Origin of the sequence: Janthinobacterium sp. BJB401 (assembly GCF_013372745.1) — a bacterium.
GTDB classification, from domain to species: Bacteria; Pseudomonadota; Gammaproteobacteria; order Burkholderiales; family Burkholderiaceae_D; genus Janthinobacterium; species Janthinobacterium rivuli.
Genome location: NZ_JABXFH010000021.1, coordinates 1 through 12,489 on the forward strand (window position 1 = coordinate 1; position 12,489 = coordinate 12,489).

The 12,489-nt window shown below is 64.0% G+C and carries 12 protein-coding genes and 1 riboswitch; of the genes, 1 reads left to right on the plus strand and 11 read right to left on the minus strand.

Going from position 1 to position 12,489, the window contains the following annotated elements; translation table 11 throughout:
- Positions 1–78: 78 nt before the first annotated feature.
- The 11 genes from HWE17_RS15010 to glyA form a co-directional block, all read right to left on the minus strand.
- Positions 79–414 carry a hypothetical protein gene (locus tag HWE17_RS15010; RefSeq protein ID WP_176389295.1) on the minus strand — a complete coding sequence of 112 codons (336 nt, stop codon included), beginning with the start codon at positions 412–414 and terminating at the stop codon, positions 79–81.
- Between the two features lie 54 nt (positions 415–468).
- Positions 469–1,104, minus strand: a complete 636-nt coding sequence (locus HWE17_RS15015) for a riboflavin synthase (protein WP_176389296.1) — start codon at positions 1,102–1,104, stop codon at positions 469–471.
- A 27-nt stretch (positions 1,105–1,131) separates the two neighbouring features.
- Positions 1,132–2,232, minus strand: a complete 1,101-nt coding sequence (gene ribD / locus HWE17_RS15020; protein WP_369681741.1) for a bifunctional diaminohydroxyphosphoribosylaminopyrimidine deaminase/5-amino-6-(5-phosphoribosylamino)uracil reductase RibD — start codon at positions 2,230–2,232, stop codon at positions 1,132–1,134.
- A gap of 39 nt (positions 2,233–2,271) precedes the next feature.
- A complete protein-coding gene (locus tag HWE17_RS15025; RefSeq protein WP_255206258.1) occupies positions 2,272–2,847 on the minus strand; it encodes a GspH/FimT family protein in 576 nt (191 codons plus the stop codon).
- A gap of 9 nt (positions 2,848–2,856) precedes the next feature.
- Complete coding sequence (locus tag HWE17_RS15030; protein ID WP_176389297.1) at positions 2,857–3,360, minus strand: type IV pilin protein; 504 nt, start codon at positions 3,358–3,360, stop codon at positions 2,857–2,859.
- Between the two features lie 55 nt (positions 3,361–3,415).
- Entirely contained in the window at positions 3,416–7,267 is a 3,852-nt protein-coding gene (locus HWE17_RS15035; RefSeq protein WP_176389298.1) for a PilC/PilY family type IV pilus protein, read from the minus strand.
- Positions 7,264–7,920, minus strand: a complete 657-nt coding sequence (locus HWE17_RS15040) for a PilX N-terminal domain-containing pilus assembly protein (RefSeq protein ID WP_176389299.1) — start codon at positions 7,918–7,920, stop codon at positions 7,264–7,266. The genes HWE17_RS15035 and HWE17_RS15040 overlap by 4 nt, the downstream gene beginning before the upstream one ends.
- A gap of 12 nt (positions 7,921–7,932) precedes the next feature.
- Entirely contained in the window at positions 7,933–8,901 is a 969-nt protein-coding gene (locus HWE17_RS15045; protein WP_176389300.1) for a PilW family protein, read from the minus strand.
- Entirely contained in the window at positions 8,898–9,467 is a 570-nt protein-coding gene (pilV, locus tag HWE17_RS15050; protein ID WP_176389301.1) for a type IV pilus modification protein PilV, read from the minus strand. Before pilV ends, HWE17_RS15045 begins: the two co-directional genes overlap by 4 nt.
- Before the next feature lie 215 nt (positions 9,468–9,682).
- Complete coding sequence (nrdR, locus tag HWE17_RS15055; RefSeq protein ID WP_034759169.1) at positions 9,683–10,144, minus strand: transcriptional regulator NrdR; 462 nt, start codon at positions 10,142–10,144, stop codon at positions 9,683–9,685.
- Positions 10,145–10,287: 143 nt separating this feature from the next.
- The gene (gene glyA, locus HWE17_RS15060) at positions 10,288–11,535 is read right to left on the minus strand and encodes a serine hydroxymethyltransferase (RefSeq protein ID WP_035826086.1); all 1,248 of its coding nucleotides are present in this window, start codon (positions 11,533–11,535) and stop codon (positions 10,288–10,290) included.
- Between the two features lie 111 nt (positions 11,536–11,646).
- Positions 11,647–11,771: riboswitch (ZMP/ZTP riboswitch) on the minus strand.
- A gap of 315 nt (positions 11,772–12,086) precedes the next feature.
- Between glyA and ybgC the strand changes: the two genes are divergently transcribed.
- The gene (ybgC, locus tag HWE17_RS15065; protein WP_176389302.1) at positions 12,087–12,488 is read left to right on the plus strand and encodes a tol-pal system-associated acyl-CoA thioesterase; all 402 of its coding nucleotides are present in this window, start codon (positions 12,087–12,089) and stop codon (positions 12,486–12,488) included.
- Position 12,489 lies beyond the last annotated feature (1 nt).

The window sequence follows — 12,489 nt, forward strand, 5'->3', positions numbered from 1 at the left end:
GTCTTCTAGCACTCAAGTAGCAACTATGTCAGTTGATTGCTGCCATGTTCGCTCATACCAGCAATCATTCACTCTTATTTATGATGCAAAGGCAAAGGCACGTTCAATAGCCGCACTGGTCTGATCAGATTTAATCTGGAGCAAATTTTCCGCCAACAGAACAGCGCCATTGTTGCTATCAAAAAATAGCATTAACATTTTCTCCATTGATCGACGAGACAACTTTAGTCGATTAACGTCACCATGAAGATGTCTGGTAAAGTAGATTTCACTGTAAGCCACAGGATCCCCAAACTCGTCGAGATGAGCCTTTGCAGCCTTTGTGTCTTGCCACTGATAAGGTGCAAAAAAAACATTAAATAGTTTGAAGTGCTTCCAAAACTCATCGTCAGTGTAATAACTATGCTCGATCATCAAAGGCCTCAAAGGTCACATCGCGAATATCTTACCCATACATAAATCTCTTGTTTACGACATAGCCTTGTCCAGCGACAGCATGCGCTCGACATAGCGGGCGATCAGGTCGATTTCCAGGTTGACCTTGCCATCGACCGTCAAGTGTTTCAAGGTCGTCATGGTGATCGTGTGCGGAATCAGGTTGATCGAGAAGCGGCAGCCGTTGACGGCGCCCGCGCCCAGGTCTTCCACTCTGTTGACGGTCAGGGACACGCCATTGACGACGACGGAACCTTTGAAGGCCAGGTATTTCGCCAGTTCGTGCGGCGCCTCAATGACCAGTTCCCACGATTCGCCCACGGCTTCGAACTTGCGCACGATACCCAGGCCGTCGACGTGGCCGGAAACCAGGTGGCCGCCCAAGCGCTCGGCCAGGGTCAGGGCTTTTTCCAGATTCACTTCCGTGGTGGTATCGAGGCCCACGGTGCAATTGAGACTTTCGCGCGAGACATCGACGGCAAAGCCCGTGTCCGATTTTTCCACCACCGTCATGCAGGCGCCATTGATGGCGATCGAGTCACCCAGGGCCACGTCGGCCAGCGGCAAGCCGCCCGCATGGATGTTCAGACGCACGCCTGCGTCGAGGCCGCCGTCGAGTGCTTGCACGGTTTCAATCTTGCCGATGGCGGCAACAATTCCTGTAAACATGAACTAACCCTATAAAAGTGTGAAGTATTAATTGCGCTGGGCGAATCTTGCAAGGATACGCACATCTTCGCCCACTTGCTGAATCTGGTGAAATTGCAAAGTGCGCTGTTGCTTGATATCCGTCAAGGCGGGCAAGGCAAACATGCCTTGCGCGTCGCCCAGCAAGGTGGGCGCCAGGTAGACCAGCAGCTCGTCGACGCAGCCTTCGCGGATCAGCGAGCCGTTCAGTTTGGCGCCGGCCTCGACGTGGACTTCATTGCATTGCCGGCGTCCCAGTTCCAGCATCAGCGCGGCCAGATCGACCTTGCCGTCCCCATTCGGCAGCAGGATGACTTCCGCGCCCAGGGCGCGCAGCTGCGCTTCCTTTTCCGGATTGGCAACGGCCGCCACGATCCACGTGCCGCCGCCCTGCAAGATGCGCGCATCGAGGCTGATGTCGAGCCGGCTGTCGACGACGATGCGGCGCGGCTGGCGCGGCGTCTCGACGGCGCGCACGTTCAGTTGCGGATCGTCCGCCTTGACCGTGCCGATACCCGTCAGGATGGCGCAGGCGCGCGCGCGCCACGCGTGGCCATCGGCGCGCGCTGCGGGCCCCGTGATCCACTGGCTTTGGCCATTGTGCAAGGCCGTCATGCCGTCCAGGCTGGCCGCCGTTTTCAGGCGCACCCACGGCTTGCCGCGCTGCATGCGCGAAAAGAAGCCGATATTCATTTCATAGGCCTCGTCGGCCAGCACATCCGTGGTGACGGCGATGCCGGCCGCTTGCAGCTTGGCCAGCCCCTGCCCCGCCACCAGCGGGTTCGGATCCGTCATGGCGGCCACGACGCGGCCCAGCCCCGCGCGCACGAGCGCATCGGAGCATGGCGGCGTGCGGCCGTGATGGTTGCACGGCTCCAGGGTGACATAGGCGGTGGCGCCGCGCGCGTCGTTGCCGCGCGCCGCCGCATTGGCCAGCGCTTGCACCTCGGCATGATCCTGCCCGGCCGCCTGCGTCACGCCGGCGCCGATCACCTGGCCATCCTTGACGATGACGCAGCCGATGCGGGGATTGGGCGAGGTCGTGTACAAACCGCGCGCCGCCCATTCCAGCGCCAGGCGCATGCCATCGATATCGTTGAGTATTTCCACGGGCTTCTTTGCTTGAAGGTGAGTAATTGATAAGTCGTGCTACGAACTGTCGGCCACGCCGCTGCAATTGGCCGCCTGCTGCTGCGGATCGCACACGCGCACCCTGCCCAGCATATTGATTTTAATATGCCGCACCTGCTTTCCCAAAGCCAGGGACAAGGTACCCCAACGTGCCGCCAGGCTATTGGTCGCGCTGCAACTGCGTCCTGCGCCATTGTAGGCGATATAAAACGGCGCCGTGGCCGACGAAAACACGAACTGGGCCGTGATGCCCTCCGGCAGCGGCCCCTGGCGGAACAGCAATTCGTCATCGCCATCGAACACGAGGTTGGCATTGCGGTCGATGAATATCTGCCAGCCCGTGCGCCAGTCCGCGCCACCGGGCCCGGCCGGCATCAGCAGCACGCGCTGCCCGCGCGCCATCGCCTGCGCCCGCGTCAATTCGATGGCCGTGAACAAGTCCGTGGCCGCCGCGCGCACCTGCTGGCGCGCCAGCACCTGCTGCAAGCTGGGCATGGCAGCGGCCGCCAGCAGCGCGGCAATCGCCAGCACGGCCAGCAATTCGAGCATGGTGTGCCCGAGGGTGCGTACAGTCCACGGTGACCGCTTGCGCATGGCCATGGCCTAGGGCCAGCAATGGCTGGCGGGGCCGCTGCTGCCGCGCTGGCCCGTGCTGCTGAACGACAGGACACCGCAATCGGCATCCTGGAACTGCGCATCAACCTTGGACGTGCCCGGCATGGCGCGCAACAGCACGCATTGCCCGATCGCTAGGCCGGGACAGGCCAGCGCCTCGATTTCATATGCACTACCAGCCGCGCCCCCTTCGCCCGACCACCATGGGAATTGCTGCGACTGCTGCGCCGGCGATGCCGAGGAAAAGGCCAGATAATGATTGTTCTGCGAGTAATAGCGCTCCTGCTGTTGCATCAGGCGCAGCAGGGCCGCCTGTCCCTGCACCCGTTTGGCACGCACGACATGGCTGTGATAAGCGGGCACGGCCAGCGCCAGCAGCAAGCTCATGATCGCCAGCGCGGACAGCAATTCGATCAGGCTGAAGCCCTGCGGGTTGGCAGCAGGAGTTCCACCGTTTGCAGCGAACCAGTTCCGCCTTGCCAGCGTCCCCATGCGACTTCCCCTTTCCAAAAAGCGCCAGCCGAGACGCTGCAGCAGCCTTGCCGGCCTATTTTTTCTTGGCCGCCTCGTGCAATTCGCGCCAGTTCGCCACTTCGCGCCAGCTCAGGCGCCGGGCCGGCAGCGGCGCGCTGACGACCTTGAGCACCGCACCGCTGGCCGCGCCGGGCAAACCAGGCTGCAGCACGGCCAGTTCCTTGCGCCCATCGGCCCGCCCTGTCGCCGTCGCGGCGCCCACTGTGCTGTTCAGTTCCAGTGCCAGCGGCGGCGCGCGCGCCAGGCCATCGAACAAGCGTCCCGTCTGCTCGCCCGCCTGCACGACACCGGCGCCATCGGCGGCAAAGCCGCTCAGCACATCGAGCACGTACAGGCGCGTGGCCGGCCTGGCGCAAGAGTCGCGCCCCGGCAGGACGGTATTGAACAGTACTTTGCCGGCCGCCAGTACGGGGTTGCTGATGCTGCGTTCGCCCGTCTGCGCGGTATCCATAAAATCGAGGTACCAGCCGCGCATGGCGTCGCTGCCCGTATAGCGCAGTTCGGCGCCGTCGACGCGCACGCCACCGGCCGCCGCACCCAGGCTGCGCGGTTCCAGGTCGGCCCGGCTGCGCGTGGGCGAACTTGCCCGCACATCGTCGTGAACGGCGTAAAACGACTGCGACAGGAAGGCGTCGGGCCAGGTATCGGCCGCTTCGACCAGCTTGCCCGTGCCGAACAGCAGCAGATAGCCGCCACCGGGCGCGTACGCCACGCTCAACTGCTGCGTCACGGGCTGGCGCCGGCCCTGGGTATCGCGCGCAACAAAGACGAGTTTGCGTCCCTGTCCGTCCTTCCACGGCGGTCCGCCAGTCATGTCGAGGCGCCAGATATTGCCCTGCAAATCGCCCACATACAGATAAGCCAGCGCGCCATCGCTGCCGGGCACCACGGCCGGCGGACCCAGCGCGTGAGGGACGGCATCGGTGCCCGCATCCGTATCATGGCCGCCATCACCACCGCCGCTGGCCACAGGCACCTTGAGGCGAAAGTAATTACTTCCCAACGTCCATGGCGTGCCGGGCGCCTTGTCCAGCGCCAGCAGGAAGATGGCGGCGGCCACGGCGGGCGCCGTCGTGTCCTTGCCATCGTTGACATGGTTGTTGTAGCCGCTGGCGACGATGGCAAAGTCGCGGTAGGCCGGCGCCCCCTCCTTGCCACCCATGTTGATGCGGGCAAACGCAGGCGGCGCGCGCACATTGCCCATCAGCCTGTCGTCGCGGTCCGTAAACTCCCACAGTGCCCCGTCTTGCGCGAAGCGGGCCGGATCGGTGATGTCGAGCGCAAACACGCCTTGCGCCCCGCCGCCCATGCCCGATACCAGCACCGTCTTCCAATGTCCCAGCGCCAGCACTTCCGCCGTGGCTGCCGCGCCGTCGAGCAGCGGGCCAGGGCTGTAGTGAGTGCTCGCAGCGGCGGGAGCAAGGTGCAGCAGGGCTTGCGGCAGATAGGCAAACACTTCGCTACCCGTGCGCGCATCGAAGGCATGCAGCAAACCGTCGTTGGCGCCCAGGTAGAGCATTTTGCGCCGCGGCAGCAGCGCCTGGCGGTGCAAGCCATAGCCGGCGCCCGGCATGCCCAGCCCGGGCGCGCCCACGTACAGCAGATTGCCGTAGGGTGCCGCGCCCAGGCTGCCTGACCTGCGCCGCAGAAATCCGCCCGGCTGGCCCACCTCGTGCGTGCGCTGGCCCAGCAGGTACGCCAGGCGTACTTCCCCTTGACCATCACCGCCGTCGAATGCGCCGCGCTGTTCAGCATCGAGCCGCTTCCAGGCCAGCGGCATCAGGGCACCCTTGGCGTCGGGCGTATAGACGGGACGCAAGGATGCGGGCGTGCCATCCGGCACGGGCTTCTCTTGTCCGCCAGCGGTCCACGATGGCTTGCCGGGAAGCAGTGCCCCATCGGCGCCCACGGCAAACGCGGTGCGCGACAAGGTCATGCCGCCATCGGCCAGGCGCAGCTGCGTCTGGAACCAGTATGCCTCTTCCGTCCCGCTGGCCAGCGCCATCAGGGCCGGTCCAGCAAGCGTCGCTGGCAAGGCAGCCTTGTCGGCGGCCGCAAAAGCCGCGCGCAGTCCCGCGATCAAGGCGGCCGGATCGCTGCCGGGCAAATAATGGGCTGGCCAGCGGCCGTCCAGGCTCCATTCATCGAACGCGCTGCCCGTTGCGCTCATGAAGGGATTCGCGTCGCCGTTCGCATCGAGAAAACCGCCATATTTGGCCGCCAATAACAAGGGCGTAGCGGCGGGAGTGGCGGCAGATTCGCCCGCCGGATCGCCCTGGCGCAAGTCGCCCGCATAGTGCTCGACCTTGGCAAGGCCGTCGCTCTTGCCAGGACGCAGGGCCTGCACGTGCGACCAGTAGGCAAGGCCTGCCGCATGGTAGCTTGCGCCGCCCGCTCCGTCGGCCAGCCATTCCAGCGCCGCCAGTTCGGGCCGTGGCGCGGGATTGCCTTGCGCGCCGCCGCTTTCCAGGCTGCCCACCGCATGTGTCCAGGCCATCGCATTGAACGGGGGCGGCGCAAAGCCATCGGCGGCGCGGGCGCGGTCGCCGCTTGATGCGGGAGTGTGCGGGGCATTGCCTGGCACGTAACGGTCGTCCGCCATGCCCGCATCGCCGAGACTGACGACGACATGGCGCTGGCAACTGGCCGTTTGCGGGTCGCTCCATTGGGTCACGACCGGCAAGCCGTCATCGATGGCAGGCGGGGCCGTGGCAGGTGGCACGACGGCGCTTGCTTGCCGCCCCTGCAGGTAACGCAGCGATTCGTACAGCAATTCGGCCAGTGGCGCCGCCCTGGCGTACGTGCCGGGATGCCCGGCATTGCCGCGGCCCAGGCCATTGATGTAAGCGGTCACCCCGCCGCCAGGGCCGGAGCTCTGGAACACATACACACCGGTGGCGGGATTCCATTCGGCACCGGCATTGTCTTGCGGCATAAAGTCGGGCGCCGTCCAGCGCTGCGTGCCCACGTGGCCCAATGGCGCGCGCAGCACGCCGCCATACACGGGGCCGGCGCCGGAGCTCACGCCGTTCAAATGGCCAAACACGCCCACGCGCACCCTGCCGCCATGGCGCTGCACGGCGCCGACCGGCTTGTAGTTCTTGCCGTACGCGAGGCATAAATCGTCGCGCAGCGGCCCTTCTTCCACGCCGCAGACGCGCACGCGCGCGAGGAACACGCCGTGCGTGGCAGCAACGCCGGGCGCGTCGCAATTGCCGCCCGGAGACAAGCTGGCGTCGCCGAACAGCAGGCGGTTACGGCAGGAAACGATGGCCAGTTGCGCCAGCGCAAACGGTGTCGCTGCCGCCACGCCTGTCTGCAGAACCTTGCGGGGGAAAAAGACGGGGTGGGCAAAGAAGTCGATGGGACCATCCGCATCGGGCAGATAGGCGCGCTGCAGCACGGTCTTGCGCACTTCGTCGATGACGCGGTCGCCACCCGTCAGCGCATAGCGGACGAGGTCGAGCATGCTGGTACTGGCCCAATTGAGAAAGTTGCCGCTGAAACTGTCGCCGCCGCAGCCGTGCAGCGCATCGGCCGGCTTCAGCACGGAGAAGTAAGCGGTCGCTACGCGCAAATCCGGCAGCATGGCGCCGTCCTTGCTGCGGTACGGATAGCTGTAGCACATGCGCGCATGGAAGTACCCTGCGTACTCGCGCTGCGGTGCATAGTCGCCGCCATGCGCGGCAGCGGCCGCCGCATGCGTAAAGGACAGGTTGAGCAGCAGATTCGGCGGGACCCTGGCGCCGTGCAAACCCGCGTCGGCCCGCGCCAGCACCACAGGAGGTGCGGCCGCGGCAAAGGCGCCGCCGCAAACGAGGAAAAACCAGCCGAGAAATAGCCAGGCAAACGACAAAGCCCTCATGGCCCCGCTCCCGCCGCCTGCTTGCGGTAATAACTTTGCAGCACGACTTGCGTGCTTTCCTGCGCGCCAAAACCAATGGCCGTGATGCGGTACACATAGCTTTCCGTCGCCAGGCCGCCAGCTACCGCCGTGGCCTGCGCGCCGGGCGGGTGAAACGGCAGCAGTTCGATCAGGTAGCGGGGCTGGCGCGACGGCAGGAAACCCTGCCCCGTCTGCATGACGGCGCCCGTGAACTGGCCATAGGGCACGGTGCGGCTGCCAGCGTCGGCGCCATCGAGGTCCGTACTTAACCAGAGTGCCGGCGCGTCCGGCGCGGCGGGCAGGCACAGGCCCAGTGCGCCGCCCTCGCCGCAGCCGTCCGCGAACCCGGCCGCGCTGCCTGGCTCGAAGAGGCTGCTGCGCCCGGGCGCGCCGGGCAAGCCTTCGATATCGTTCTGCGCATCCACCAATGCCTCCTCCGCCGCCTGAAACGCGATCTGCCGGTCGCGCTCGCCCCGTGCAGCTTTTTCGCCCTGCAAGGCCATCTGCGCCGCCGATATGCCCAGCAGCAAGATGATCACCAACAGGCACAGCACATACACGAGGATTGCGCCACCGTGACGTACACGAGGTGCGCACCAAGATTCGTAACAGCGCACGCCCGCGCCAGCCATCGCGCCGCCCGCCTAGGCTGGCCCGTTGCGCAGCATGATGCTCGTCTGCACCAGTTGCCGCAGCCGCGAGCGCGTCGCGGCAGGCAGGGACGCGCGCGCGATGCGCACGCCCGTGTCGCCGGCGCCGTGCGCCTCGGCATACGCCTGGCCGAACAGGTCGAACTGCGCCGGCCCCAGTTCCGCCATCTTGTCCGCCTGGCCCGCCTCGCCATGCAGCAACAAGGCCACGCGCACGCTGGCCACGCGCTTCCAGTGCGTGCGACGGTGAAAATCGCGCTGGCGCGCGGCCGCATCCGCCCCCTCCAGCACCAGCGCCGCATCGTCGGCGTCAAGCGCGCTGGCATTGACATAACGGTTCGCCACGCCGTCGGGCGGCGTATCCGTGTCGAGGCCATACAGCACCTGGAAAGCGTCGACGCCACGGATGATGGCGTCCGCGCCCCAGCCGTTCGCGCCCCGGTATTTGCAGCGCAGCTCGCCATCGCCATCGGCGCCTTGCGCTACATAGAAAATGCTCCAGCCCCGCTGCGCCTGCGTTTGCGCGGCGCCCACGCCAAAGCCCGCGCAGTTGAGCACGGAGCCGTCGCCGCCCTCTTCCTTGCCGGCGCCGTAATAGCGCAGGGCCAGCACGTCGCTGCCATGCAGGGCGCCGGGCAAAGCGCCACTGATGCCCTCGCTGTTCTTGCCCAGGCTGCGCGCGTCGAGTCCGGCGACGTTGGCGCTGTCGAAATCGGCATGGGCGACGGGCGCGGCGCTGCTGTCCCAGTTCACGTACGCCGTCTGGCGCACGGCGCGGGCGATGGTGTCGAGCGCATAGCGGCCGTTGTCGTCGAGGCGCGCGCTGGCGGACTGGTCGCCATAACTGCCGCTGGCCGCCAGCAGCACGCTACTGGCGGCCAGCATCAGCAGCGCGCCCAGCGACAGGGACACCAGCAATTCGACCAGGCTCATGCCACGATGCCGGTGCAGGACAGTATTCATGCGCCGCCTCCGCCCAGCTGGAATGCCAGTCTGGGCAGCGACTCGCCTGCTGCATTCTCGGCGGGCGAGCCATCGGGCAGGCGGGCGCGCCAATCCAACTTGATGACGATGGGTGCGCCCTTGCCGCCGCTGCAGGCCCACTGCAAGCCTTGGGCGGCGGCATCCCACGCGGAAGTGTCACGGCAAATGCGCAGGCGCGCGCCGGGCAAGGCCGCATGCAGCCGCTGCTGCCATTCGGCGATGTCGAATTGCGCCAGTTCGGCCGCGCTGCAGACGGCAACGCCAAAGCAGTCGGGCGCACCGCCGCCCGCTTCCGCGCCGTCCGCCGCCGCGTAGGCCACGTTCAGGTAGGGGTTGCCCGTATCCGGGCCATGCATGAGCACGCTGTTTGCGCGCATGCGCTCGGCCATGCCGGCCGCCAGTTGCACCCCTGCCGACAACAGCGCCGACTCATGGCGCGCGCGCAGGGAGTTCAGTTGCAGGATGCTGGCACCGAGCAGGCCCAGCGCCAACAGCAGCAGCGACACCAGCACCTCGACGAGGCTGCTGCCACCCGCAGGAAACATAGTGCGACCGCCCTTGCCCATGCGCTACTCCCTTCCGCAGACAGAGTCGCAGGAACAGGCGGCCCAGCTACAAGATAGGCGTGCGCAAAAAGCCGGGTCTGCGCTAGCGCAAACAGCACGGCGATAAGGTGAGAAGAACAGCGTTGGTGTTGATCAGGCCGCTTGCCAGGCGAACCTGGGCGTGGTGAGCAAGAAGGCGAGCAAGAAGCCGAAGGTCAGGGCTTGCGCGCCTGCCCCACTTCGGCGATGGCATCCTGGAATTCGGCCAGGTCTTCGAAGTTCTTGTAGACGGAGGCGAAGCGGATGTAGGCGATCTTGTCCAGGCGCTTCAGTTCCTGCATGACGAGTTCGCCGATATAGCCGGAATCGACTTCGCGCAAGCCGCTGGTGAGCAGTTTTTCCTGGATGGACGCGATGGCCGTATCCACGGAGGCGGCCGCGACGGGACGCTTGCGCAAGGCCAGCATCAAACTGCCGCGCAACTTATCCGCAGCGAACTCCGTCCGGCTGCCATTCTTTTTGACGACGGCCGGCATGATAAGTTCAATGCGCTCGTAAGTCGTAAAACGCTTGTCGCATTTGCCGCAGCGGCGGCGGCGCCGAATGGCATCCCCTTCCTCCGATACGCGCGTATCGAGAACCTGGGTGTCGCCGTGCTGGCAAAATGGACATTTCATGGGCTGGCTACAACTTTATAGTAATAATTACGGGAAATCGCCGCTCTTGTACAAAGGGCGCCCGAATCACTCCGGGCGCCCTTGGGCACGAAGGAATGTGTCATACAGAATCTTACTCCGTATGACACATTCTGGACAAATAATTATGCAGCGTACACAGGGTGCGCGTCGGCCAGCACTTTCACGGCCGCTTTCACGCGCTCGATGGTGGCGGCGTCATGCGGATTGTCCAGCACGTCGGCGATCAGGTTGCCCACTTCTTCCGCTTGCGCTTCCTTGAAACCACGCGTCGTCATCGCCGGGCTGCCCAGGCGGATGCCCGAGGTGACGAAAGGTTTTTGCGGGTCGTTCGGGATGCCGTTCTTGTTGCAGGTGATGTGCGCGGAACCGAGGATGGCTTCGGCTTCCTTGCCCGTCAGGTTCTTGGCACGCAGGTCGACCAGCATGACGTGCGATTCGGTGCCGCCGGAAACAATGCGCAGGCCGCGCTTGATCAGGGTTTTCGCCAGCACGTCGGCGTTCTTGATCACTTGCTTCTGGTATTCGACGAATTCAGGGCTCAGCGCTTCCTTGAAGGCAACAGCCTTGCCGGCGATCACGTGCATCAGCGGGCCGCCCTGGATGCCAGGGAAGATGGCCGAGTTGATGGCTTTTTCGTGTTCGGCCTTCATCAGGATGATGCCGCCGCGCGGGCCGCGCAACGATTTGTGCGTGGTCGAGGTGACGAAGTCGGCGAACGGCACCGGGTTCGGGTACAGGCCAGCGGCGATCAGACCGGCGTAGTGGGCCATGTCGACCATGAAATAGGCGCCAACTTCCTTGGCGATCTTGCCGAAGCGTTCGAAGTCGATCTTTTTCGAGAACGCGGACGCGCCGGCGATGATCAGTTTTGGCTTGCGTTCGCGGGCCAGGCGTTCCATCGCCTCGTAGTCAATGTCTTCTTCCGCCGTCAAGCCGTAGGAGACGACGTCAAACCATTTGCCGGACATGTTCAGCGGCATGCCGTGGGTCAGGTGGCCGCCTTCGGCCAGCGACATACCCATGATCAGGTCGCCTGGTTTCAACATGGCGAAGAACACGCCCTGGTTCGCCTGCGAGCCGGAGTTCGGCTGCACATTCGCGCATTCGGCGCCGAACAGCTGTTTCACGCGGTCGATGGCCAGTTGCTCGGCCACGTCGACGTATTCGCAGCCACCGTAGTAGCGCTTGCCTGGGTAGCCTTCGGCGTATTTGTTCGTCAGCTGCGAGCCTTGCGCTTCCATTACGGCTGGCGACGTGTAGTTCTCCGACGCGATCAGTTCGATATGGTCGTGCTGGCGCGTATTCTCTTTTTGAATGACGGCGAACAATTCAGGATCGACGTTGGCGAGGTTGTGATCTTTTGCAAACATGTAAAAACTCCAAGTATGAGGGTGCTTGTACTGGCAGGTTGGATCGAATGAGGGGAGCCGGCGTTAAGTGAATAACAACATTGGACAGGCAGCCTCTTCGTGCTTTTCCATAGTGGCTACCCAGGCGAACGGCTGATGAAAAATCTCACGTTTCCCGGTGGATGCCCACCTTTCGCCGGTTTGCCGATCGCCATTCATGGAGATCGCCCGACTTTTCGCCAGTCACGTGAGACGTAATGGAAGCCAAATTGTAAGTTAAGTGCCCAAATTGAGCAAGGAATGCAACCGTGCGGCTATAATCGCCGCGCGCCACCTCAGCCAGGGTGTGGCCACAAGCTGCCCCGGGGCATGACTGCGGCTTTTAAGCTGGACTTAAACCTGGCCATGGCATGTAAGCGTATGTTACGAAGCTTGCCATTGCACACGCCGGATTTACAATGCTGCGGTGCAACTTATATGCAGCTTTTGCATGGCTTTCCAGCAAGCGCCCACAGTCACAAGAAGAAAAATCGCGTAAAATGTTGCTCAATCTCACTACTGGCGCAATAAACATGCCTTCAGTCTTTACCTGGAACGTACGTGTCTACTATGAAGACACCGACGCCGGCGGCATCGTCTATTACGCTAACTACCTGAAATTCTTCGAACGCGCGCGTACCGAATGGCTGCGCGCCATCGACGTGGGCCAGCAGGAATTGCTGGAGCAGCACGATGCAATGTTCGTTGTCAAAAGCGTCAACGCCGACTATCATGCGCCAGCCAGGCTCGATGACACGGTAAGATTAACCTTAAGTATAGAAAAAATGGGGCGCGCCTCCATCGTTTTCCTGCAACAAGCCTGGTGCGGCGACCGCCTGCTCAACACGGCCCGCGTCAAGATCGGCTGCGTCGATTCGGTACTGCGCCCGCGCGCCGTGCCTGATGCAGTCGCGGCCCGCATGCGCGCCGCCTGAG